This is a genomic window from Streptomyces altiplanensis (assembly GCF_053591575.1).
Map to the genome: position 1 here is coordinate 1 of NZ_JBSFUB010000113.1, position 21,531 is coordinate 21,531.

23 protein-coding genes are annotated in these 21,531 nt (G+C 72.5%); 9 read left to right on the top strand and 14 right to left on the bottom strand.

The features are described from left to right. The first annotated feature begins 56 nt into the window (after nt 1-56). Nucleotides 57-1,139 carry an aminotransferase class I/II-fold pyridoxal phosphate-dependent enzyme gene (locus tag ACWD0Y_RS31560; RefSeq protein WP_450263717.1) on the top strand — a complete coding sequence of 361 codons (1,083 nt, stop codon included), beginning with the start codon at nt 57-59 and terminating at the stop codon, nt 1,137-1,139. Nucleotides 1,140-1,177: 38 nt separating this feature from the next. Further along, nucleotides 1,178-2,227 (top strand): MBL fold metallo-hydrolase, encoded by a 1,050-nt coding sequence (locus ACWD0Y_RS31565; RefSeq protein ID WP_450263718.1) that lies wholly within the window; start codon nt 1,178-1,180, stop codon nt 2,225-2,227. Between the two features lie 36 nt (nt 2,228-2,263). On the opposite strand, the gene ACWD0Y_RS31570 is transcribed toward ACWD0Y_RS31565, so the two are convergent. Together ACWD0Y_RS31570 and ACWD0Y_RS31575 are read right to left on the bottom strand one after the other, a co-directional pair. Beyond that, nucleotides 2,264-2,890 (bottom strand): DedA family protein, encoded by a 627-nt coding sequence (locus tag ACWD0Y_RS31570; protein WP_450263719.1) that lies wholly within the window; start codon nt 2,888-2,890, stop codon nt 2,264-2,266. After that, nucleotides 2,887-3,666: an MBL fold metallo-hydrolase gene (locus ACWD0Y_RS31575; RefSeq protein ID WP_450263720.1), complete on the bottom strand. Its 780-nt coding sequence runs from the start codon at nt 3,664-3,666 to the stop codon at nt 2,887-2,889. The genes ACWD0Y_RS31570 and ACWD0Y_RS31575 overlap by 4 nt, the downstream gene beginning before the upstream one ends. A 173-nt stretch (nt 3,667-3,839) precedes the next feature. Here ACWD0Y_RS31575 and ACWD0Y_RS31580 point away from each other — a divergent pair, with 173 nt between their 5' ends. The 4 genes from ACWD0Y_RS31580 (at nt 3,840) to ACWD0Y_RS31595 (ending at nt 8,602) form a co-directional block, all read left to right on the top strand. Then, the gene (locus ACWD0Y_RS31580; protein ID WP_450263721.1) at nt 3,840-4,244 is read left to right on the top strand and encodes a hypothetical protein; all 405 of its coding nucleotides are present in this window, start codon (nt 3,840-3,842) and stop codon (nt 4,242-4,244) included. Between the two features lie 156 nt (nt 4,245-4,400). Next, nucleotides 4,401-6,527, top strand: coding sequence for an alkaline phosphatase family protein (locus tag ACWD0Y_RS31585; RefSeq protein WP_450263722.1), 2,127 nt, complete (start codon nt 4,401-4,403; stop codon nt 6,525-6,527). Between the two features lie 65 nt (nt 6,528-6,592). Beyond that, nucleotides 6,593-7,966 (top strand): amino acid permease, encoded by a 1,374-nt coding sequence (locus ACWD0Y_RS31590; protein WP_450263723.1) that lies wholly within the window; start codon nt 6,593-6,595, stop codon nt 7,964-7,966. Between the two features lie 150 nt (nt 7,967-8,116). After that, the gene (locus ACWD0Y_RS31595; protein ID WP_450263724.1) at nt 8,117-8,602 is read left to right on the top strand and encodes a nucleotide triphosphate diphosphatase NUDT15; all 486 of its coding nucleotides are present in this window, start codon (nt 8,117-8,119) and stop codon (nt 8,600-8,602) included. A gap of 52 nt (nt 8,603-8,654) precedes the next feature. Here ACWD0Y_RS31595 and ACWD0Y_RS31600 read toward each other — a convergent pair whose 3' ends face one another. The 7 genes from ACWD0Y_RS31600 to ACWD0Y_RS31630 all read right to left on the bottom strand — a co-directional run bounded on the left by ACWD0Y_RS31600 (nt 8,655) and on the right by ACWD0Y_RS31630 (nt 13,685). Further along, on the bottom strand, nt 8,655-9,443 hold the full coding sequence (locus ACWD0Y_RS31600; protein WP_450263725.1) for an amino acid ABC transporter ATP-binding protein: 789 nt from the start codon (nt 9,441-9,443) through the stop codon (nt 8,655-8,657). A 10-nt stretch (nt 9,444-9,453) separates the two neighbouring features. After that, nucleotides 9,454-10,254: an amino acid ABC transporter permease gene (locus ACWD0Y_RS31605; RefSeq protein ID WP_450263726.1), complete on the bottom strand. Its 801-nt coding sequence runs from the start codon at nt 10,252-10,254 to the stop codon at nt 9,454-9,456. Then, on the bottom strand, nt 10,251-11,096 hold the full coding sequence (locus ACWD0Y_RS31610) for an ABC transporter substrate-binding protein (protein WP_450263727.1): 846 nt from the start codon (nt 11,094-11,096) through the stop codon (nt 10,251-10,253). The genes ACWD0Y_RS31605 and ACWD0Y_RS31610 overlap by 4 nt, the downstream gene beginning before the upstream one ends. A gap of 155 nt (nt 11,097-11,251) precedes the next feature. Then, a complete protein-coding gene (locus ACWD0Y_RS31615) occupies nt 11,252-11,542 on the bottom strand; it encodes a hypothetical protein (protein ID WP_450263728.1) in 291 nt (96 codons plus the stop codon). 29 nt (nt 11,543-11,571) lie between these two features. Continuing rightward, nucleotides 11,572-12,864, bottom strand: coding sequence for an RNA polymerase sigma factor (locus tag ACWD0Y_RS31620; protein WP_450263729.1), 1,293 nt, complete (start codon nt 12,862-12,864; stop codon nt 11,572-11,574). 42 nt (nt 12,865-12,906) lie between these two features. Then, complete coding sequence (locus ACWD0Y_RS31625; protein ID WP_450263730.1) at nt 12,907-13,263, bottom strand: YciI family protein; 357 nt, start codon at nt 13,261-13,263, stop codon at nt 12,907-12,909. A 137-nt stretch (nt 13,264-13,400) separates the two neighbouring features. Then, entirely contained in the window at nt 13,401-13,685 is a 285-nt protein-coding gene (locus ACWD0Y_RS31630; RefSeq protein ID WP_450263731.1) for a hypothetical protein, read from the bottom strand. A gap of 265 nt (nt 13,686-13,950) precedes the next feature. On the opposite strand from ACWD0Y_RS31630, the gene ACWD0Y_RS31635 reads away from it, so the two are divergent. After that, nucleotides 13,951-14,364 carry a hypothetical protein gene (locus tag ACWD0Y_RS31635; protein ID WP_450263732.1) on the top strand — a complete coding sequence of 138 codons (414 nt, stop codon included), beginning with the start codon at nt 13,951-13,953 and terminating at the stop codon, nt 14,362-14,364. A gap of 38 nt (nt 14,365-14,402) precedes the next feature. Here the strand turns inward: ACWD0Y_RS31635 and ACWD0Y_RS31640 are convergent, their stop codons facing one another. Continuing rightward, nucleotides 14,403-15,212 (bottom strand): helix-turn-helix domain-containing protein, encoded by an 810-nt coding sequence (locus ACWD0Y_RS31640; protein WP_450263733.1) that lies wholly within the window; start codon nt 15,210-15,212, stop codon nt 14,403-14,405. 96 nt (nt 15,213-15,308) lie between these two features. Between ACWD0Y_RS31640 and ACWD0Y_RS31645 the strand changes: the two genes are divergently transcribed. Beyond that, nucleotides 15,309-15,614: a 4a-hydroxytetrahydrobiopterin dehydratase gene (locus tag ACWD0Y_RS31645; protein WP_450263734.1), complete on the top strand. Its 306-nt coding sequence runs from the start codon at nt 15,309-15,311 to the stop codon at nt 15,612-15,614. A gap of 81 nt (nt 15,615-15,695) precedes the next feature. Here the strand turns inward: ACWD0Y_RS31645 and ACWD0Y_RS31650 are convergent, their stop codons facing one another. Beyond that, nucleotides 15,696-16,655 carry a LysR family transcriptional regulator gene (locus ACWD0Y_RS31650; protein ID WP_450263735.1) on the bottom strand — a complete coding sequence of 320 codons (960 nt, stop codon included), beginning with the start codon at nt 16,653-16,655 and terminating at the stop codon, nt 15,696-15,698. Nucleotides 16,656-16,881: 226 nt separating this feature from the next. Here ACWD0Y_RS31650 and ACWD0Y_RS31655 point away from each other — a divergent pair, with 226 nt between their 5' ends. Continuing rightward, nucleotides 16,882-17,805, top strand: a complete 924-nt coding sequence (locus ACWD0Y_RS31655; protein ID WP_450263736.1) for a class I SAM-dependent methyltransferase — start codon at nt 16,882-16,884, stop codon at nt 17,803-17,805. An 18-nt stretch (nt 17,806-17,823) separates the two neighbouring features. On the opposite strand, the gene ACWD0Y_RS31660 is transcribed toward ACWD0Y_RS31655, so the two are convergent. The 3 genes from ACWD0Y_RS31660 to ACWD0Y_RS31670 form a co-directional block, all read right to left on the bottom strand. Beyond that, nucleotides 17,824-18,309 (bottom strand): RICIN domain-containing protein, encoded by a 486-nt coding sequence (locus ACWD0Y_RS31660; RefSeq protein WP_450263737.1) that lies wholly within the window; start codon nt 18,307-18,309, stop codon nt 17,824-17,826. 137 nt (nt 18,310-18,446) lie between these two features. Continuing rightward, on the bottom strand, nt 18,447-19,283 hold the full coding sequence (locus ACWD0Y_RS31665) for an aldo/keto reductase (RefSeq protein ID WP_450263738.1): 837 nt from the start codon (nt 19,281-19,283) through the stop codon (nt 18,447-18,449). A 70-nt stretch (nt 19,284-19,353) separates the two neighbouring features. Beyond that, the gene (locus ACWD0Y_RS31670; protein WP_450263739.1) at nt 19,354-21,177 is read right to left on the bottom strand and encodes an AMP-dependent synthetase/ligase; all 1,824 of its coding nucleotides are present in this window, start codon (nt 21,175-21,177) and stop codon (nt 19,354-19,356) included. Nucleotides 21,178-21,531: the final 354 nt, after the last annotated feature.

The window sequence follows — 21,531 nt, forward strand, 5'->3', positions numbered from 1 at the left end:
TGCTCGTCCTCGCTGCTCGCCGTCCACCTGGCCTGTGAGAGCATCCGGCGCGGCGAGTGCGTGCACCGGATCGGCGCGGGGCCGCCGCCGCGTACTGGCAGCGGCGCGGGCTGCACGCCGACGCGGGGTGCGTGGCCGCCGCGTCCGGCGCGCAGCCGCTGCTGTTCGCGCTGATGGCGGCCGTCGGCGGCGACGTCCTGCTGCCGAGACCCTGCCCCGCCTGGTGGGTGCCGCAGGCCACCATGCTCGGCCGGACCGCCTACCACGTGCCGACGCCGGCCGAGTGCGGCGGCGTACCCGATCCGTTCGCGCTGCTCGAAACCGTACGGCGGGTCCGCGACGAGGGCGGCGACCCGCGCCTGCTGCTGCTCTGCGTCCCCGACGACCCGACCGCCACCGTCGCCCCGCCCGAGCTCGTGCACGAGGTCTGCGAAGCGGCGGTCTCCGAGGGCCTGCACATCGTCAGCGACGAGACCTGGGGCGACACTTTGCACCGGCCGCAGGAGACGGTGTTCCTCAGCCCCGCCGAGATGTTCCCTGGCCAGGTGACCGTCCTCGCCGACCTGGCCGGGGCGTACACACCGGCGAGCTGGCCGACGGCTGTCGCCCGCTGCCCCCTCACCGGGCAGGGCGTGGCGCTGCGCGCCAGGGCCCTCGACCTCCTGACCGCGATCGGCGCCGTCGTGCCGGGGCCCGTCGCCGAGGCGGCGGCGTACGCGCTCGGTGAGCCCGGGCCCGTCGCCGACAGGATCCGGGCCGCCGCCGCGCTGCACGCGCGCGTGGCCGCAGCCGCGCACCACGCGGTCCTCGCCTCCGGCGCGCTCGCCCGCCCGCCGCACGCCGGCCGCCACCTGTACGCCGACCTCGGACCGCTGCGCGCCGGCCTCGCCGCCCGGGGGGTGGACGACTCCATGGACCTGGAGGAGTACCTGAGCGCACGGCTGGAAACCCTTGTCCCCGGAGGCCACCGGTTCGGTGACGAAATGGGAGCGCTGCGTGTCCGGATCACGACCGCCCCGCTGCTCGGGTCAACCCCGGAGCAGCGTCTGGAGTCTCTTGCAGCAACCGATCCACTGGAACTGCCGCACGTGGCGCGAGCGTTGAGCGCGTTCGTGAAGGCCTTCGACGAACTTCGATGACCCTACGCAGGCTTACGCCACCGAACGGAGCACCCTTGATGACGGAGACGCAACAGCAGGCCGAGCGCGCTCTTGCCACCCCCGCCGCCCCCGCCCCTCCTGCCGTCCCCGGCACCCCCGCCCCGCCCCGCCCCCTCGGCGAGGTCCGTTCCTGGCCCCGGTCGTTCGCCGACCGCCTCACCACCCCGCTCCCCGGTGTGAAGGCCTTCGCCAGATTCGCCCGCGAGGGCGCCATACGGCCGAGCCCCGAGGGCCTGCGCGACATCGCGCTGCTGCCCTACGAACCCGGCCCGTTGCCCGCCGCCGGGACCTCCACCCTCGCCGTCACCTGGGCGGGCCACGCCAGTTGGGTCGTGCGCATCGGCGGGCTCACGGTCCTCACCGACCCCGTCTGGTCACGGAAGATCCTCGGCACGCCGGCCCGCGTCACCCCCGTCGGCGTGCCCTGGGAGGACCTGCCGCGGATCGACGCCGTGGTCATCAGCCACAACCACTACGACCACCTGGACGCCCCCACCCTCAAGCGGCTCCCGCGCGACACACCGCTGTTCGTCCCGGCGGGGCTGGCCCGCTGGTGCCGGCGCCGCGGCTTCACCCGGGTCACCGAGCTCGACTGGTGGGAGGCCGCCGAACTGGGCGGCGTGCGCTTCGACTTCGTCCCCGCCCACCACTGGAGCAAGCGCTCCCTCACCGACACCTGCCGCTCGCTGTGGGGCGGCTGGGTGCTCACGGACCGCCAGGGCCGGGGACAGAGCGTCTACTTCGCGGGCGACACCGGCTACGGCCACTGGTTCAAGGAGATCGGGGCCCGTCACCCCGGCATCGACCTCGCGCTGCTCCCCATCGGCGCGTACGACCCGCGCTGGTGGCTCAGCGACGTGCACACGGATCCGGAAGAGGCCGTACAGGCGTGCCAGGACCTCGGGGCGGCGCGCATGGCGCCCATGCACTGGGGCACGTTCGTCCTCTCCGCCGAGCCGGTCCTGGAGCCGCTGACCCGGGTGCGCGCGGCCTGGCAGCAGGCGGGCCGGCCGCGCGAGCAGTTGTGGGACCTGCCGATCGGCGGCTCACGCGTACTGGAACCCTGACGGTACGCCGGGGGAGCCGCGTCCGGCGGCCCGGTACTACGCGCCCCGCAGCCTGCGCCACACCGCCGGCGCCCCGCTGATCAGCAGCGTCAGCGCCACCGCCGCGACCACGCCCTGCCACGGCTCGGGGAAGAGCGAACCGCCGAGGATGCCGATCAGCTGGTACGCCGCCGCCCAGGCGAGGCACGCCGGGACGTCGCCCCGGGCGAAGCCGCGCATCGGCATCGTCGACAGCAGGCACGCGAGCATCACCGGTATGCGTCCGGCCGGCACGAGGCGGGAGAGCACCAGCACCTGCGACCCGTGCTCGTGCAGTTTGCGCCGCGCCTGTTCGAGACGGTCGGGCGCGGCCCGGCCGCGCAGCGTCTCCAGCAGGCGGGAGCCGTTCTTCGAGCGGACCCCGCGCAGACCGAGCCAGTACAGGCCTATGTCGCCCAGGAACGCGGCGGACGCCGCCAGCGCGAAGACGACGAGCAGCGCGAACGGGTCGCTGTGGTGGAAGGCCACCACGGCGGCCGTGCTCACCAGCGCACCCGTCGGCACCACCGGCACCAGCGACCCCAGCAGCACCAGCAGGAACAGCGCCGGATAGCCGATCGCCTGCTGGGTCGACTCCGGGGGCACCTGGCGCACCACGTCCTGCACGAGCACGGCGTGGCTCACCGGCCGGCCTCCGGACGGACACTCTCGCCGTGTCCGAGCCGGTGCACCGCGACCTCCGGTGCGAGCCGCGCCGCCTGCCGCACGAACTCGTCGCCCGGGGCGTGGAACTCGTGCGGCCTGACCCCGTCCATCCCGATCGGCCAGTACGTGCCGTAGTGCACCGGCACGGCCGAGCGCGGCGCGATCCGCGCGAGCGCCTGCGCCGCCCGCCGCGCGTCCAGGTGCCCGTGCCCCAGGAAGGGCCCCCAGCCGCCCACCGGAAGCAGGGCCACGTCGACCGGTCCCACGGCGTCGGCCATGTCGTCGAAGAGCCCGGTGTCCCCGGCGAAGTACGTGCGCGCCTCACCGGTGACGACGTAACCGAGTGCGGGGGCGCGGTGCGGCCCCATCGGCAGCCGCCGCCCGTCGTGCAGCGCCGGGACCGCCCGTACGACCAGATTCTTCACCCGCACCTCGTCGCCCGGCTCCACCTCGGTGATGCGCAGCCCGAGCCCGGGGAGCCGGCGCAGGCCGGGCACGGCCCGCGCGGCGCCGCGCGGCACGATCAGCGTGGTGCCGGGCGCGAGGCGGCGCAGCGACGGCAGGTGCAGGTGGTCGGAGTGCAGGTGCGAGACGAGCACGGCTTCGGCCTCGGCCGCCTCGGGCGGCGGCAGCGCCCCGCGCCTGCGGCGCAGGTGGGCGAGGCGCCGCGCGAAGAGGGGGTCGGTCAGCACCCGGGTCCCGGAGTCCGCGACGGTGCAGGTGGCGTGTCCCCACCAGGTGATCTCCACCGACACGAACGGCCTCCTCGCTGGGAACGTCTCCGGTACGAGCGTAGGCGGTGCCGGTCCGGGCCGTCACTCCGGACGACGGGAGGCTCTGTCACGCGTGCGGGGACTCCGCTCCTCCTCCCCGGGGCATGGCCGGAGTAGGGTCGTCGGCGACGGCAGCCGGCACAAGGGGTGGGGGCATGGACGAGGTACGCGTGGCAGTCATCGCCAGCCTGACCCCGCTCGAGGAGCTCGACACGGACCCGTTCCTGGTGGACACCCGCAGCCAGCAGGCCGTGTGCGCGCGCTGGGCCGCCGACCAGGGCTATGTCGTCGCACGGCAGCTGCTTCTCTACGGCATGCGCCCCGACCACCCCGGGCTGTGGGCGGACATCGAGGCGGGCGCGGCGGACCTCTTCGTCGCGCCCAGCGAGCGCGTGCTGGCGCGGGCGCTGACCTCCGTGCCGGAATTCTCCGCGGAGTGCGAGCGCCGGGGCGTGCGCCTGGAGACGGCGGGCCTCCACGAGCCCGCGTACAGCGCCGCCATGAAGGCCGGCGTGCACCGGAGACTGTCGATGCCCACGGCCGGGTACGACGGCTGCTGACCGTTTCCGGCCCACTGGTTCTCTTCGGTTTCTTCTGCACTCTCTTCCGCACCCGGCCGCCCCCCCACCGGCGCGGACAGCCGGGGCGACCCCGTCCCGCTGTGCCACGCTGGGAAGCGGGCCCGGGTGCGGCCCGGAACGTGAGGTGGGGACGGCGTGGTCCGAGGGCGATGGCGCAGCGCGGTCAGTGCCCTGCTGCGGGTGGTCGCGGTGTGGGCCGTTTCGACGCTCACGATGCTGGTGCTCGCCGGCATCCTGCCGGACTTCCAGCTCCAGGACGACGACGGCGACAGCATCACCCGGGTCGCGCTCACCGCGGTCTGGGGCGCCGGCGCCTTCGGCCTGCTCGGCGCCCTGGTGTGGCCGCTGGCCGTACGCGCGCTGCTGCTCGTCCCCGCACTCGTCGTCGGCCTGCTCGCCTTCTTCCTCAACGGCTCCCTGCTGCTCGTCGCGCTCAGTCTCATCCCCGACGGGCGCGGCGAGGCCGACCCCGAGACCGCCGTGGTCGTCGCCGCCGTCATGTCCGCCGTCGCGTCGGCCACCTCCGGAGCGCTCGCGGTACGCGACGACGACGCGTACCGGCGCAGGCTCTACAGGCTCGCCCACCGCCGCCACCGGCGGGCCGGCGACGACGGGCGCAACGGGCTGCCCGGCATGCTCTTCCTGCAACTCGACGGCGTCGGCCACGAGGCGCTGCGCGAGGCGGTCGCCGACGGGCTGATGCCGACCGTCGCCGCCTGGCTCGGCGGCGACGAGCCCACCCACCGGCTGACCCCGTGGCGCACCGACTGGTCCAGCCAGACCGGCGCCAGCCAGCTCGGCATCCTGCACGGCTCGAACTTCGACGTTCCCGCGTTCCGCTGGTACGAGAAGGAGAGCGGCGAGGTCGTCGTCTCCAGCCGCCCCGCCAGCGCCGCGCTGATGCAGCGCCGCGCGATCGAACGCACCGGCGACGGCGGGCTGCTCGCCTTCGACGGCGCGAGCCGGGGCAACCTCTTCAGCGGCGGCGCCGACCAGCTCGCCCTCGTCCTGTCGATCGCCGCCAGGCGCGGCAGGTCCAACCGGTCCCGCGCCGGTTACTTCGCGTACTTCTCCGACCCCGCCAATACGGTGCGTACCAGCATGTCCTTCGTCGCCGAGGTCGCCCGGGAGATCGGCCAGTCGACCGCCGCGTGGCTGCGCAGCGACAGCCCGCGCGTGAAGCGGGGCGGCTTCTACCCCTTCATCAGGGCCTTCGCGACCGTCGTCGAGCGCGACGTGGTGGTCGCCGCGGTGCTCGGCGACATGCTCGCCGGACGCACCGCCGTCTACGCCGACCTCGTCGCGTACGACGAAGTGGCGCACCACTCCGGGCCGCACAGCCCGGACGCGCTGAAGGTCCTGGAGCGGCTCGACCGGTCGCTGGGGCTGATAGCCAAGGTCGCCGAGCACGCCCCGCGCGCGTACCGGATCGTCCTCCTCTCCGATCACGGGCAGAGCCCGGGGGAGACCTTCGAGGGCGCGTACGGACTCACCCTCGCGAACCTCGTCAGGGCCGGCTGCGGACTGCCCGTCCCGCGCCGTGCGGCGCGCACCGTCAGCGCGTCGGAGGCGCGCGACGCCGTGCGGACCGCGCTGCACCGCCCGGTGGCCGACGACGAGGAGGAGCGCCCGGAGCCCGGCACCGACCCGGTCGTGCTGGCCTCGGGCAACCTGGGGCTGATCTCCTTCCCCGACACCACGGGCCGGGCGACGCGCGAGCAGATCGACCGGCACCACCCCGCGCTGCTGACGACGCTCGCCAACCACCCCGGCATCGGCTTCCTGCTCGTACGGAGCGAGGAGCACGGCGCACTGGTGCTCGGGCCCGACGGCGCGCAGCTGCGTCTCGACGACGACGGCACGGGGGACACCGGGCCGCTGGCGGTGTTCGGCCCGGGCGCCGCCGACGCGGTACGCCGGACCGACGGCTTTCCCCATGCCGCCGACATCATGGTGAACTCCTGGTACGACCCGGACACCGGTCGCGTGCACGCCTTCGAGGAGCAGATCGGTTCGCACGGCGGCCTCGGCGGCGAACAGGCCCGGCCCTTCCTGATGTCGCCGTACACCCTCTCCCCGCCCGTCGCCGACGGGCGGGAGCTGGCCGGAGCCGAGCAGGTGCACCGGGTGCTGCGGCGCTGGCTGCGCGAGTGCCAGGGGCCGCAGGTGCCGCTGACGGCGGCGGAGGATCCCCGGTCAGAAACGGAAGCGGAAGGACCTTTTCCGGTCAGGGGCAGCACCGTACAGGATAAATCCGCCTGATTTGGTGCACTGTTTCCCGTGCCGGAGCATGGTCGGGCTTTGGCACGGAGAGAGGCGCACCCCCCATGACCACCCTGACCACCCCACCCCCCACAGTCACCCCGGCGGTCGACGCCGACGAGGGCGGCAAGCACGCCCGGCGCTTCGGGCTGCCGGTGGCGACCGCCCTGGTCATGGGCAACATCATCGGCGGCGGAATCTTCCTGCTGCCCGCCTCCGTCGCCCCCTTCGGCACCATCAGCCTGGTCGCCTTCGGAGTCCTGACCCTCGGCGCGATCGCGCTCGCCCTGGTCTTCGGACGGCTCGCCCAGAGACACCCGCAGACCGGCGGCCCGTACGTCTACGCCCGCGAGGCCTTCGGCGACTTCGCCGGCTTCCTCGCCGCCTGGAGCTACTGGATCACCACCTGGGTGTCCAACGCCGCGCTCGCGGTGGCCGCCGTCGGCTACCTCGACGTCCTCATACCCGTCCACGGCTCCGTCGCCGCCACGATCACGGCCGCGCTGGTGCTCCAGTGGCTGCCCGCCCTCGCCAACCTGGCCGGCACACGCTACGTCGGCGCCGTCCAGCTCGTGGCGACGGTCCTGAAGTTCGCGCCGCTGCTGCTCGTCGCCGTCGGCGGGCTCTTCTTCTTCGACCCGTCCAACCTCGGCCCGTTCCAGGCGAGCGGCCAGGGCCCGCTCGGCGCCGTCTCCGCCTCCGCCGCCATCCTGCTCTTCAGCTACCTCGGCGTGGAGTCCGCCGCCGTCAGCGCCGGCGAGGTCCGCGACCCGCGGCGCAACGTCGGCCGCGCCACCATCCTCGGCACGCTGGGCGCCGCCTTCATCTACCTGCTGGGCACGCTCGCGGTCTTCGGCACCGTCGCCCACGACAAGCTGGTCGGCTCCACGGCGCCCTTCTCCGACGCCGTGAACGCGATGTTCGGCGGCTCGTGGGGCGGCACCGCCGTCGCCTGCGCCGCACTGGTCTCCATGGTCGGCGCGCTCAACGGCTGGACGCTGCTGAGCGCGCAGACGCCGTACGCCGCCGCGAAGGACGGCCTCTTCCCCGCCGTGTTCGCCACGAAGCGGCGCGGGGTCCCGACGGTCGGCGTCCTGGTCACGGCCGTCCTGGCCTCGCTCCTCACGGTCTACAACTACACGGCGGGTTCCGAGGGCGTCTTCGAGATCCTGGTCCTGGTCACGACCTTCACGGCCACCGTCCCGTACCTGCTGTCCACGGCCGCCCAGATCTACTTCCTCGCCTCCGGCCGGTCCGCCCGCGTCGACCGCCGCCGCCTGGTCCGCGACGCGGTCCTCGCGGCCCTCGCCTTCGGCTTCTCGATGTGGCTGGTCGCGGGTTCGGGCTACGCGGCGGTCTACCAGGGCGTGCTGTTCCTGTTCGCGGGGGTGCTGGTGTACGCGTGGATCGCGGCCCGCAAGGCCAGGGCCGGGGCCTGAGTGCCTGATCTCCCGGGGGCCGGGGCGGAGCCCCGGTCGTGGGAAGGAGCGGTCAGGGGAAAGCGCCGCGGGTATCCCGCCGCCCCGGGCTCCCTGCGCCCGCTACCCTCCCTCGGGCACCCCGCGCCCGTTCCGGACCAGGAGGTACACATGACGGCCCACCCCGCTACCGCCGCCGAGCGCCCCGAGCGGGCCCGCCCCGCGCCGAACGGGCTCACCGGCGTAGGAGTCGTCGTCGCCGATCCCGGGGGCCGTGTCCTGCTGGGCCTCGCGCACGACGGCCGCTGGGAGCTCCCCGGCGGCAAGGTCGACCCCGGCGAGAGCTTCGAGGAGGCCGCCGTGCGCGAACTGGCGGAGGAGACCTCGCTGCGCGCCGACGCCGCCGCGGTCCGCATCGTCGCCGTACTCATGGACGGCGCCCGCGGCGTCACCCGGGTCACGGCCGCCGCGGTGCTGGAGGGCGCCACGGGCACGCCGCGCGTCACCGAGCCGCACAAGATCGTGCGGTGGGAGTGGTTCGGGGCGGACGACGTCCCCGGGGACCTCTTCGTACCGTCGGCGTCCGTACTGCGCGCCTGGCGCCCGGAGCTGGACCTCCCGGACGCCCCGGCGCACTGCTACCCGACGGCTCGCTGAACCGCCTCCGGCCGCCCGGCCTCCGCCGCCCGCACGGTTGCCGCCCGCGGGGTCAGTCCGCCGCGGGCCCGCCGGTGTCCGCGCCCGGCGCGGCGGCGGCGGACGGGTCCAGGATGCGGTTGAGGAAGTTCCTGGTCCGCTCGTGCCGGGGATCGCCCACGACCTGCTCGGCCGGGCCCTCCTCGACGATCACCCCGCCGTCCATGAACACCACCCGGTCGGCGACCTCCCGGGCGAAGCTCATCTCGTGGGTGACGACCATCATCGTCATGCCCTCCGAGGCGAGCACCCGCATGACCGCGAGCACGTCGCCGACGAGCTCCGGGTCGAGCGCGGAGGTGGGCTCGTCGAAGAGCATCACCTCGGGTCCCATGGCCAGTGCGCGGGCGATGGCCACCCGCTGCTGCTGCCCGCCGGACAGCTGCGCCGGGTAGGCGTCGGCCTTGTCGGAGAGTCCGACGCGCTTCAGGTTCTCCCGGGCCGCCTCGGCGGCCTCGGCCTTGCCCCGGCCCAGCACCCGCCGCTGGGGCAGGGTGAGGTTCTCGGTCACGGTGACGTGCGGGAAGAGGTTGAACTGCTGGAAGACCATGCCGATGCGGCGGCGCACCGCGTCGATGTCGACCTCGATGTCGGTGACTTCCGTACCGCCGACGAAAACCTGGCCCTTGCTGGGCTCCTCCAGCAGGTTCACGCAGCGCAGCAGCGTCGACTTGCCCGAGCCGGAGGGCCCGATGACGCACACCACCTCGCCCCGGGCGATCTCCAGGTCGATGCCGCGCAGGACGTGGTTGTCCCCGAACGACTTGTGCAGGGCGCGGATCTCGATCTCGGGCTGTGGCATCGGCTCGTCCTCACTTGGCCTTGTCGGCGCGGGCTTCCAGGCGGCGCACCACGAAGCTCAGCGGCACCGTCACGATCAGGTAGCACAGCCCCGCGACGAGGATCGGGGTGGAGTTGGCGGTCTGGCTGGCCAGGTCCCTGCCGAACTTGGTCAGCTCCCGCTCGTTGAGGGTGATGCCGAGGAACAGCACCAGCGAGGAGTCCTTGAACAGCAGGACGAGCTCGTTGGTCAGCGGCGGGATGACGATGCGGAACGCCTGCGGGATGATCACCGAAACCATCGCCCGGGCGTGCGAGAAGCCCAGCGAACGGGCCGCTTCCATCTGCCCCTTGGGCACGGCCTGGATGCCCGCCCTGATGGTCTCGGCCATGTAGGCGGCGGCGACCAGACCGAGGCCGAGGGCGACCTTGCCGTACGTACCGCCGGGAATCTCGGTCCCCGGGAACGCGAGCGGCACCGCGACGCCCACGAAGATGAGGATCAGCAGGGCGGGCAGGCCGCGGAAGATCTCGATGTAGACGCTCGCGACCCACCGGTAGGGGGCCACGGACGACAGCCGCATCAGCGCGACGACCAGGCCGAGCACCAGCCCGAACGCGAACCCGGAGAGCGTGTACACCACCGTGTTGCGCAGGGCGGTGGTGATGATCTCCGGGAAGAGCTCCGCGACCAGGTCCTTCTGCGCGAACTGGTTCTGCAGCCGGTCCCAGTCGGCCAGGAAACCGAGCAGGGCCAGGACCGCCACGAAGAGGGCGTACTGGATGCCCTGCGAGACGCGGCGCCGCTGCCGCCTGGAGAGCCGGGACGTCACGACCGGGCGGCCTTGGGCATCGGTCCGATCCACTTCTCGTAGAGCTTCTTGTACGTGCCGTCGGCCCTGGCGTCGGTGATGGCCTTGTCGATGGCGGCCTTCAGCTCGGTGTTGCCCTTCTTCACCGAGAACCCGTACTTCTCACCGGTCTCGATGTTCTGGCCGAGGACGAACGCGTCGGCGTTGGCCTTGTCCTTGAGCCAGCCCTGCACGACGGGGTAGTCGATGACGACGGCGTCGACCTGACCGGTGCGCAGCCCGTTCAGCACGGCGTCGGAACTCTCGAACGCCACCGGGTCGAAGCCCTTGCTCGTGGCGTAGCTCTCGCCGGTCGTCTCCGCCTGCGCCCCGAGCTTCTTCTTCCCGGACTTGACGTCGTCCAGCGTCTTGACGCCGCTTTTCTTCGTCGCGAGCAGCGCCTGGGTGGCATCGAAGTACGGCACGGAGAAGTCGACGTTCTTCTTGCGCTCGTCGGTGATGGTCATGCCGGCGGCGGCGAGGTCGCACTCGCCGGAGTTGAGGAACGCGCCCGTCTTGAAGTTCTCGAACGGGGTGTCGAGGATCTTCTGCTCGACCTCGAGGTTCTTGGCCACGAGGTCGACGAGCGCCACGTCGAAGCCGACGACCTTGCCGTCCTGCTCCGACTGGAAGGGCGGGTACGGCAGGTGGGTGCAGGTGGTCAGCTTGCCCTTCTCGACCACGGGTACGCCCCCGGCGGCCTCGCCCGGCCCTTCGTCGCCCGAAGAACAGCCGACGGCGAGGAACAGTCCGGCTGCCGCGGCACCGGCGGCGGCGAGAGTACGGAAGCGGCGGGCGCGGTGGCCCTTGGCCGTCCTGGACACGGTTGACCTCCATGGGGCGGGGCGCGGGCATCGGTGGGGAAGACCGAGCCGTCAGCGGTGATCGTAAGCCAGCGGGCCCGCCTTCGGGGTGCAGGACGGCACATCGCCCGCCCCCGGCGGACGCGGGGACGGGCGACGGCGTGCGGTGGAGCGGATCACATGTTGTTCTCGGCGTCGATGAACTGCTTGATCCGCCGGTCGATCGCCGCGGCCTGGGCGCGGGCGCGCTTCGCCGCCTCGGGCTCGCCCATCCGGTCCAGCTTCCTGGCCTTGGCCTTCAGATCGGCGGACTGCTTGCGCAGTTCTTCGATGTTGACGGTGATGGCGCCGCCGCGAGCGGCCACGGTCTGCTGGCCGGTCGTGGCGGCGTGCGCCGGCAGAGCCGTGAGAAGAACGCCACCGGTCATCGCGGCGGTCACGGCGAGCGTGGAAATACGTCGAAGCATGAGAGCTTCCCCCTGGTGCAGGTCGGTCATTACCTGCCAGTAACCCTATATGAAGTGATCTTGTGTTCCGGTCGCCTCTCCGCCGGGCCGGCGGCATCGGCTCTCTTCAGCAGCAGCTCCCGCTCGCGTGCGTTGCGGGTCAGGGAGGCCGCCCTCTCGAACTCCGCGCGCGCGTCCTCTCCCCGCCCCAGACGCTCCAGCAGGTCGCCCCGGACGCTCGGCAGCAAGTGGTAGTCCTTCAAGGACGGCTCGTCGGCCAGGGCGTCCACCAGTGTCAGGCCGGCCGCCGGTCCCTCTGACATCGAGACGGCGACCGCCCGGTTCAACTCGACCACGGGGGACGGGACCAGCGCCGCCAGCCGGCCGTACAGTGCGGCGATCGTCGCCCAGTCCGTGTCCTCGTAGCGGATCGCCCGAGCGTGGCACGCGGCGATCGCGGCCTGGACGGAGTACGGGCCGAGGCCCGCGCGCCGCAGGGCCTCCATGCCGCGGCGGACGAGCATGCGGTTCCACCTGGCGCGGTTCTGGTCGGCGAGCAGCACCGGCTCGCCGCCGGGGCCCGTGCGGGCCGCGATGCGCGACGCCTGGAACTCCAGGAGCGCGGCCAGACCGTGGACCTCGGGCTCCCCGGGCATCAGCGCCGCGAGGACGCGCACGAGCCGCAGCGCGTCCTCGCACAGGGCCGGACGCACCAGGTCGTCGCCGGCCGTCGCGGAGTACCCCTCGTTGAACACCAGGTAGATGACTTCGAGGACCGACTCGACGCGGGCCGCCCGTTCGGCGCCGTACGGTACTTCGAAGGGCACCCCGGCCTTGGCGAGCGTCCGTTTCGCGCGCACGATCCGCTGGGCGACCGCAGGCTCCGAGGCCAGGAACGCGCGGGCGATCTCCTGCGTCGTCAGCCCGCCCAGCAGCCGCAGCGTGAGCGCGACCCGGGCCTCCGTCGACAGGACCGGATGGCACGCGGTGAAGATCAGCCGCAGCAGGTCGTCGTCGATGCCGTCGGCGTCCGCCGGCTCGGGCGGCGGCACGTCCTCCAGTGCCCGCCCCACCTCCGCCAGCTTGCGCGCGTACGTCTCCTTGCGGCGTACGAGATCGATCGCGCGGTGTTTGGCGGTGGCCATGAGCCAGGCGCCCGGCCTGTCCGGGACACCTGACTCCGGCCACTGCTCCAGTGCGGCGACCAGGGCGTCCTGCGCGAGCTCCTCGGCGATGCCCACGTCCCGCACGATGCGGGCGACACCTGCGATGATCCGCGCGGACTCGATCCCGAACACCGCTTCGACCGTCTCGGCCACGTCGCTTGCTGCTGTCACGGCCACTTATCAGAGCAGCCGCACGAGGGCGGGGCAAGCGCGGCCGGATCAGCCCTCGGTGATCTCACGGACCTCGACGGTGATGGTCCAGTAGTCCTCGTGGGTCTGGAGGAACCGCTTGGTCCACTCCACCGCCTCGGCCTTGTCCTTGGCCTGGATGATGGAGTAACCGCCGATGACCTCCTTGCTCTCGGTGAAGGGCCCGTCGGTGTAGCTCGTCTTCCCGCCGGACCAGGTGACCCTGGTGCCCTCGGAGGTCGGCGTGAGCCCGGCCGTGTCCAGCATGACCCCGGCCTTGGTGATCTCCTCGAACAGCGCGCCCATGCGCTCCACGAGTTCGGGGCTGGGGCCTTCGGCGGGGGCGTTCTGCTCGTCGATGCGGATCAGCGTCAGGAAGCGCGGCACGGTGACTCCTCGGTGCGGGAGGGCGGGGGCTTTCCCCGCCTCTCACCCTTGCGTCGAACGGGAGACACCGGGATCGACAGCCCGCCCGGAATTCTTCGAAGAATTTTCCGGAGCGGCCGCCGGGGGGCTCAGGCCGCCTACATCCCCGGCACCCAGTAGTTGTGCACCTGCGAGGTCTGCGGCATGCCGCCCTGCGGGATGCCGACCTCCGCCGCGACCGGCATGACGGTCTCGCTGAACCGCCGCAGGGCCTGCTCGGACTCCCACAGATCGAAGATCCGCAGGCCGGATCCGGTCGGGACGGCGACGTGCGCCAGACAGCCCTCGAAGGGGTTGCCGGGAAGCGACCGGAGCTTGGCGTGCAGCTCGTCGTACTGCTCGGTCGTCACGCCCGTCAGTTCGGCCTGCATGAAAATCGCCATCGGGAATCTCCTCCGTGTGAACAGGTCCGGTCCCTCCCCGCCGCCGCGCCGACGGCCTGGTCCGCGACCAGCACACCACGCCCGCCCCGCGGCGGCATTCCCCCGGTGCCGTACGAGGGGCGTTCCGCTGCCGCATTACCCCCGGGGTAATCGACCCCCTCCCGCAGACCCGGCATCGTTGCGGTCACCGGGGCCCGGGCGGCGCACTCCGCCCGGTCCCCGGCCCCCTTCCGGTCCGTACGACCCCGACGGAGGCTGACGCGTCATGTCCGCAACCCTGCTCGCCAACCTGTCCCGCACCACCGACCCGCAGACGATGCTGCGCCGCTTCCTCGCGCTCGACGCCGTGGTCACCACCGCCAACGGGCTCGTGTACGTCGCCGCGTCCGGCCCCGTCGGACGGCTCCTCGGGGTCGGCTCCGGGCAGCTGCTCGCCATCGGGGTGTTCCTCGTACTGTTCGGGGCGGCGGTCGGACACCTCGCCTCGCGCCGGCAGCCCGCCGCCTTCCCCGTCAAGGCCGTCATCGAGGCCAACCTGGTGTGGGCCGTGGCCAGTCTCGCCGCGCTCGTGCTGTGGTTCTCGCCGACGGCCGCCGGGACGTTCTGGATTCCGGTGCAGGCCGCCACCGTCGCCGGATTCGCCGGGCTCCAGCACCTCGCGCTGCGCGCCAGGGGATGAGGGGCCGGGGCGAGCGGCCGGTGTGAGTGGCCGCCCGCTCAGACGGACAGCGACCGGAGGTACTTGACCGTCGCCGGGTCGGCCGGGAGGAACGTCTCTATGGCCAGCTCGGCGACCGTCACGTCCATCGGCGTGTTGAAGGTCGAGATCGACGAGACGAAGGACAGCACCTGGCCGTCGTGCTCGACCTGGAGCGGCAGCGCGAAGTACGGGTACGGCGGATCCTCAGGGCGCGGCGCCTCTCCCGGCCCGGGTTCCCGCACGGGATAGGCCGCCACCTCGTCGTACAGCGCGCGCAGCGCCGGTGACCTGGCCAGCGCGATCTGGCGCTCCATCTGTGCCAGGAGGTGCCCGCGCCACTCCGGCAGATTGCGGATCCGCGGGGCCAGGCCCTCCGGGTGGAGGGTGAGCCGCATCGCGTTCAGCGGGGGCGCGAGCAGGTGCTCCGGCACGCCGTCGAGCAGCATCATGATCCCGCGGTTCGCGGCGACGACGGTGTACGAGCCGTCGACGACGAGGGCCGGGTACGGCTCGTATCCCGCCAGCAGTTGTCCGATGCCCTCCCGCAGGGCGCCCAGCGCCGGGTCGTCGAGCGAGGTCTCGGCGTACCGGGGGGCGTAACCGGCCGCCAGCAGCAGGGCATTGCGCTCCCGCACCGGCACGTCGAGGTGCTCGGCCAGGCGCAGCACCATCTCCTCGCTCGGGCGCGACCTGCCGGTCTCGATGAAGCTGATGTGCCGGGCGGACGAATCCGCGCGCAGGGCGAGCTCCAGCTGACTCAGCCGGCGCTGCTCGCGCCAGCCGCGAAGGAGCGCGCCCACCCCCCGGCCGACCGCGACAGTTGTCATGGGACAAGACGGTAACCGACCCGCGGTCGCGCGTGCCCGTTCCGGCCGGAAGTGGCAGGCTGACCGGCAACACCGCATCGTGGAGGGAGCTTCCCCATGCCCACTGAGCCGTTGTCGCAGAAGGAGATCGAGGACCGTCTCCGTGAACTCCCGGGCTGGTCGCTGGACGGCGACCGGATCGCCCGTACGTACCGGCTCGGCACGCACTTCGCGGCCACCGCGCTGGTCGTCCATGTCGCCGGGATCCAGGACGAGCTGGACCACCACTCCGACCTGACGCTCGGCTACAACACCGTGGCGCTGACCGTCAACACGCACAGCGCGGGAGGCGCCGTGACCGAACTCGACTTCGAGCTCGCACGCCGGGTCGAGGACATCGCGCCGGGACACGGGGCGAGCTGACGCGGCCGGGCGCCCGCCCCCTCGCTCCGCGGGCCGCGCGGGGAGGGGGCGGGCGCCCGGCCGGCGGCGGTGGAGGACCCGTCAGGACGTCGCGCCGAAGCGCGGGTGGGACGCCAGCCACGCCGGGTAGCTCTCGCTGCGCTCCACCGCGTCGGCGTACGCCCCGCGCGTGTGCCCGCTCACCGTCACCGCCGCGTCGGCCGCCGGCGCCCCCGGATGCCAGCCCAGCAGATGGCGCCAGCTGAGCGGCGCCCCGGCCAGCGGACGCGTGACGATTCCCGGTGTCGGCGGGAACGTCGCCCGGCACAGGCCCACCGCCCGCCCCACCTGGACGAGGTGGACGCAGGACGCCGTGTCCGTCTCGTACACCGACACCGGGGCGAAACCGGCCCGCGCGCAGGCCGCGGCGAAACAGTCCGCGAAGCAGCCCTCGCCCGGCACGTCCGTCCAGCACTCCCCGGCCAGCCACCCCAGTTCCAACTCCGTTCTGTCCGCGAGCCGGTGGGACTCGGGCAGCATCACGAAGACCGGATCGACCCCGACGGGCTGCCAGGTCAGCCGGTCCGTCGCGGGCGGTGAGCTCTGCCCGCAGGTCCCGATCAGCCCGAAGTCCAGCCTGCCCTCGACCAGCATCGTGCTGATCTCACCCACCGACCAGGTGGTGTACGTGGTGACGGGCGTCGTGGGGAGGGCGGCCGCCAGCCGGTCGACCAGGCCGCCCAGCAGCGGCCCGTGCGTACCGCCGAGCCGGAAGCGCTGGATGTTCGCCCAGGTGTTGGCGAAACGGACCGCGTCCTCCTGGAGTTCACGGACCGCGGGCAGCAGCACCCGCGCCCGCTCCAGCACCAGTTCGCCGAGCGGGGTGGGCCGCGAACCGGTGTGGTCGCGGTCGAAGAGGGGGCCGCCGAGTGCCTTCTCGATCCGCCGCAGCTGGGTGCTGAGCGCGGGCTGCGCCAGCCCGAGGGACGCCGCCGCCTTGGTGAGACTTCCGGCGTCGGCGATGGCCCGTACGGTCCGCAGGTGGCGCAGCTCCAACTCCATGCCCGCAAGCTATGGCCGCCGGTTCGCCTCAGCAATACATCTGCGTCACACCTCTGCGTCACACCCGGGACGGCCGGCACGGTCGGCGGGCCGGACCTTCTCGCCGTCGGCCGTGAAGACGCCCCGCGCCGGCTGCCACCGCCTCGCGGGAGCGCCGGAGGGGCGGCGTTTTGCCGAAGCGGCAAGAAGATTCGCCGCGGGAGCGATCCGGCGGGAAGGTGGGGGCATGACGACCCACAACGATCACCACAGTGCCGGTCACGCTCACCGCCGCGACCACGGTCACGGCCCTGAGCACCACGCCACCGACTTCGACTGGGACGCGCTCGCCACGCACCTGGAGCACGAGGCCGAGGTGCACCGTCCGGTGTACGAGCAGGCCGCCGCCTGGATCGCCGAGCGCTTCCGGGGGCCGCAGGGCGTACGCCGCGTCCTGGACATCGGCAGCGGCCCCGGACTGATCACCTGCCTGCTCGCCGAGGCGTTCCCGGACGCGGAGGTCGTGGCCGTCGACAGCACCCCGGCGCTCCTGGAACGCGCCCGGGCGCGGGCGGAGCGGTCCGGGCTGGGGAAGCGGGTACGTACCGTCGCCGCCGAAGTCCCCGGCGAGCTGGGCTCGCTGGGCGAAGCCGACCTGGTCTGGGCCTCCAACTCCCTGCACCACGTCGGTGACCAGCGCGCGGCCCTCACCGGCTTCGCCGGGCTGCTGCGGCCCGGAGGGGCGGTGGCCCTGTTCGAGGGCGGCCTGCCGGCGCGCCACCTGCCCCGTGACATCGGGATCGGCAGGCCGGGCCTGGAGGCGCGGCTGGAGGCCGTGTCGGTCGAGTGGTTCACCGCGATGCGGGAGGCGCTGCCCGGCGCGAAGGCAGAGGTGGAGGACTGGAGCGCGCTGCTGGCCGCCGCCGGGCTGACCCCGGACGGCAGCCGCTCGTTCCTGCTCGACCTGCCGGCGCCGCTGTCGGCCGCGGCGCGCGAGATGGTCGTCGAGACCTTCGCACGGCAGCGCGACGTGTTCGCCGAACACCTGACGGCCGACGACACCGCGACGCTGGACCGGCTGCTGGACGCGCAGGACGCGGCGGGGCTGGCGCACCGTCCGGACATGTTCCTGCTGAAGGCGCGCACCCTGCATCTCGCGCACCGCCTCTGACCGGCCGGCGGACCGGACCTAAGGGGTGACCACCGGCTCCAGCTGCCACCACTGGCCGGGGGAGTCGGTGTCCTCCCACTGCTGCACGTTCGCGCCGTCGTCCATGCTGCCGTCAGCGACCTCCAGCAGCAGCCCGCTGACGTAACTGATCAGCGTGACCGTGCCCGGTGCGTCCAGGTGCTGCTCGATGATCCACTCCTGGGCGCCGAAGTTGTTGGCCTTCCACTGCTGGACGTTGGCGCCGTTCTCGGTGGAGGCCCCGGCCACGTCGAGCCGCTTGCCGCTCGCGGCGTTCACCAGGTGGTAGAGGCCGCCGCCACTGTGCACGGCCGACACCTCCCACTGCTGCGCCGGTGCGCCGGTGTCCTTGCCCTGCTGGACGTTGACGCCGCTGCCTCTGCCGCCGCCGTACACCTCCAGGAGCAGTCCGCTGCCCACATTGCGCAGCCGGTACGGTCCTTCCTCGATGACCTTGAGCCGCGGCTCCCGGGCTTCCCCGCTCATGTCTCTTGCTCCTTCGGGCAGTTGAGGCAGTCGAGACAATTGTGGACGGCGAACGGCGCCTGCCGGACCGGGTCCGGCAGGCGCCGTCGGGTTCCGGACTCCGTGCTGGGCTCCGGACTCCGGCTCCGCGCTCCGCGTCAGGCGCCGAAGTCGAAGGTCGCCGGGTCGGGGCCGAGGCGCCTTTCCTCGTCGAGCGCGGCGAAGGCCGCCAGGTCGTCGGCGTCCAGCTCGAAGTCGAAGACGTCGAGGTTCTCCTCGATCCGGGAGGGTGTCACGGACTTGGGAATCACCACGTTGCCGATCTGGAGGTGCCAGCGCAGCACCGCCTGGGCCGGGGTCTTGCCGTGCTTGCGGGCCACGGCGACGACCGTCGGGACCTCCAGCAGGCCCTTGCCCTGGCCGAGCGGCGACCACGCCTCGGTCGCGATGGAGTGCTGGGCGTGGAAGGCGCGGGACGCCTCCTGCTGGAGCTGCGGGTGGAGCTCGATCTGGTTGACGGCCGGGACGACCGAGGTCTCGCCGATCAGGCGCTCGATGTGCTCGGGAAGGAAGTTGGAGACGCCGATCGCCTTGGCACGGCCGTCCGCGTAGATCTTCTCGAAGGCCTTGTACGTGTCCACGTACGCGTCCTTGGCCGGCAGCGGCCAGTGGATCAGGTACAGGTCGACGTAGTCCAGGCCGAGCTTCTCCAGCGAGCTGTCGAAGGCGCGCAGCGTGGAGTCGTAACCCTGCTCCGTGTTCCAGAGCTTCGTCGTGATGAACAGCTCGTCACGGGCGACACCGCAGGAGGCGATGGCCTTCCCGGTGCCCGTCTCGTTCTCGTAGATCGCGGCCGTGTCGATGGAGCGGTACCCGGCCCGGATCGCGGTTCCGACAGCCTTCTCGGCCTCGTCGTCAGGCACCTGCCAGACGCCGAAACCGAGCTGGGGCATCTCGACGCCGTTGTTCAGGGTGAGGGAAGGGGCCTTGCTCACGAGCGATCGATCCTTACGTCGTCGGTTGGTACTCCCCCCGTCAACGATCACGGAACCCCGCACATTCCCGTCAGCGGTAAAGCGCTTCGACCTCCACCGCGTACGCCGCCTCGATCGCCCTGCGCTTGAGCTTGAGCGAGGGGGTCAGCAGCCCGTGCTCCTCGCTGAACTGGTGGGCCAGTATCCGGAACGTACGGATCGACTCGGTCTGCGAGACCAGCGTGTTCGCGGCCACCACCGCGCGCCGTACCTCCGTCTCCAGGTCGGGATCGCGCACCAGGTCGGCCGGGGCCAGCGGCGGCTTGTTGCGCATGTGGAGCCAGTGGTCCACGGCATCCTGGTCGAGGGTGACGAGCGCCGCGATGTACGGCCTGTCGTTGCCGACGACGATGCACTGGGCCACCAGCGGATGGGCCCGGACCCGCTCCTCCAGGCCGATCGGCGACACGCTCTTGCCGCCCGACGTGACCAGGATCTCCTTCTTCCGTCCGGTGATCGTCAGGTAGCCGTCCTCGTCCAGCGCGCCGATGTCCCCCGTGGCCAGCCAGCCCTCGTGCAGTACGGCGTCGGTGGCCTTGGGGTCGTTCAGGTATCCGGAGAAGACCTGGCCGCCGTGCAGCCAGATCTCCCCGTCGTCCGCGATGTGGACCGTCGTACCGGGCAGGGGGAGCCCCACCGTGCCGAAGCGGGTGCGCTCGGGCGGGTTGGCGGTCGCGGCCGCCGTCGACTCGGTGAGCCCGTACCCCTCGAAGATCGTCACGCCCGCGCCCGCGAAGAACAGGCCGAGCCGCCGCTCCATGCCCGAGCCGCCGGACATCGCGTGCCGTACGCGCCCGCCCATGGCCTCGCGCACCTTCGCGTACACCGTCTTCTCGAAGAACTGGTGCTGGAGCCGGAGCGCCGCGGAAGGCCCGGGGCCGGTGCCGAAGGCGCGGTGCTCCTGCGCCTCGGCGTACCGCACCGCCACCTCGACGGCCTTGTCGAAGGCCCCGGCCTTCCCGTCCGCCTCCGCCTTGCGCCGCGCGCCGGCGCAGACCTTCTCGAAGATGTACGGCACGGCCAGGATGAACGTGGGCCGGAAGGCCGCCAGGTCCGGCATCAGTGCCTGCGCCGCGAGCACCGGCTGGTGCCCGAACCTGACCCGCCCGCGCACCGCCGCGACCTCGACCATCCGTCCGAAGACGTGCGCGAGCGGCAGGAACAGCAGGGTCGCCGCCTCGTCGCCCGGTGTGGAGTGGAACACCGGCTCCCAGCGGGCCAGCAGGGTGTCGCACTCGTACATGAAGTTGGCGTGCGTGAGCACACAGCCCTTGGGCCGGCCCGTGGTGCCGGACGTGTAGATCACCGTCGCCACCGAATCCGGCGTCACCGCCCGCCGGTGGCGGTGCACCACCTCGTCGTCGATGTCCGCCCCCGCCAGGGCCAGTTCCGCCTCGGCGCCCGCGTCCAGCTGCCACAGGCGCCCCAGCATCGGCAGCCGGTCGATCACCGAGCCGACGGTCATCGCGTGGTCCTCGTGCTCGACCACGCAGGCCGTCACCCCGGCGTCGTGCAGGGTCCAGAAGACCTGGTCGGCGGAGGCGGTGGGGTAGACCGGCACCGGCTGGGCCCCGACCGTCCAGAGCGCGAAGTCGAAGAGGGTCCACTCGTAGCGTGTACGTGACATGATCGCGACACGGTCGCCGAACCGCACGCCGTGTGCCAGCAGCCCCTTGGCGACGGCCAGCACCTCGTCACGGAACCGGCCCGCCGTCACGTCGTGCCAGTGCCCGTCCTCGCCCTTGCGTCCGAGCGCGACACGGTGCGGGTCCTGCTCGGCGTGGTCGAAGACGGCGTCCGCCAGTCCGCCGACCTGAGGCGCCGTCACCAGGGGTGGAACAGTGAACTCGCGCAATGACTACTCCTTGTGGCGCTCCGCACAGCGCCGTGACGGTACCCCACGGTGTCCGGCCGCGGGAGAGGGTCGCAAAATCCGGATTCATATGTGTACGCACAGGTCAGCAGGTGAAACACGATCGCACGGACAAGGCCCGCGCGTGCTTCCGACGCCAGGGTGAGTACGGTGCGCGGGAATCTCCACGGAATCTGTACGCGTGCTGCGCATCCGCACTCCCCGGGCCCGTCCGGCCCGTCCGGCCCGTCCGCGCCCGGCGGCGTCATCGCCGGGCGGCCGGCGGCCGGTGCAGCCGGTCGAGCAAGCAGGTCACGGGGTTGGCAAGTGGGACGGAGGCGGTTCTTGATGGCGCAC

Excerpts from the sequence above, each read along its gene's own strand:
- ACWD0Y_RS31590 (WP_450263723.1), top strand. The coding sequence starts at position 6,593 with ATGACCACCCTGACCACCCCACCCCCCACAGTCACCCCGGCGGTCGAC.
- ACWD0Y_RS31650 (WP_450263735.1), bottom strand. The coding sequence starts at position 16,655 with ATGGAGTTGGAGCTGCGCCACCTGCGGACCGTACGGGCCATCGCCGAC.
- ACWD0Y_RS31595 (WP_450263724.1), top strand. The coding sequence starts at position 8,117 with ATGACGGCCCACCCCGCTACCGCCGCCGAGCGCCCCGAGCGGGCCCGC.
- ACWD0Y_RS31640 (WP_450263733.1), bottom strand. The coding sequence starts at position 15,212 with ATGACAACTGTCGCGGTCGGCCGGGGGGTGGGCGCGCTCCTTCGCGGC.
- ACWD0Y_RS31645 (WP_450263734.1), top strand. The coding sequence starts at position 15,309 with ATGCCCACTGAGCCGTTGTCGCAGAAGGAGATCGAGGACCGTCTCCGT.
- ACWD0Y_RS31660 (WP_450263737.1), bottom strand. The coding sequence starts at position 18,309 with ATGAGCGGGGAAGCCCGGGAGCCGCGGCTCAAGGTCATCGAGGAAGGA.
- ACWD0Y_RS31565 (WP_450263718.1), top strand. The coding sequence starts at position 1,178 with ATGACGGAGACGCAACAGCAGGCCGAGCGCGCTCTTGCCACCCCCGCC.
- ACWD0Y_RS31580 (WP_450263721.1), top strand. The coding sequence starts at position 3,840 with ATGGACGAGGTACGCGTGGCAGTCATCGCCAGCCTGACCCCGCTCGAG.
- ACWD0Y_RS31635 (WP_450263732.1), top strand. The coding sequence starts at position 13,951 with ATGTCCGCAACCCTGCTCGCCAACCTGTCCCGCACCACCGACCCGCAG.
- ACWD0Y_RS31655 (WP_450263736.1), top strand. The coding sequence starts at position 16,882 with ATGACGACCCACAACGATCACCACAGTGCCGGTCACGCTCACCGCCGC.
- ACWD0Y_RS31600 (WP_450263725.1), bottom strand. The coding sequence starts at position 9,443 with ATGCCACAGCCCGAGATCGAGATCCGCGCCCTGCACAAGTCGTTCGGG.
- ACWD0Y_RS31630 (WP_450263731.1), bottom strand. The coding sequence starts at position 13,685 with ATGGCGATTTTCATGCAGGCCGAACTGACGGGCGTGACGACCGAGCAG.
- ACWD0Y_RS31615 (WP_450263728.1), bottom strand. The coding sequence starts at position 11,542 with ATGCTTCGACGTATTTCCACGCTCGCCGTGACCGCCGCGATGACCGGT.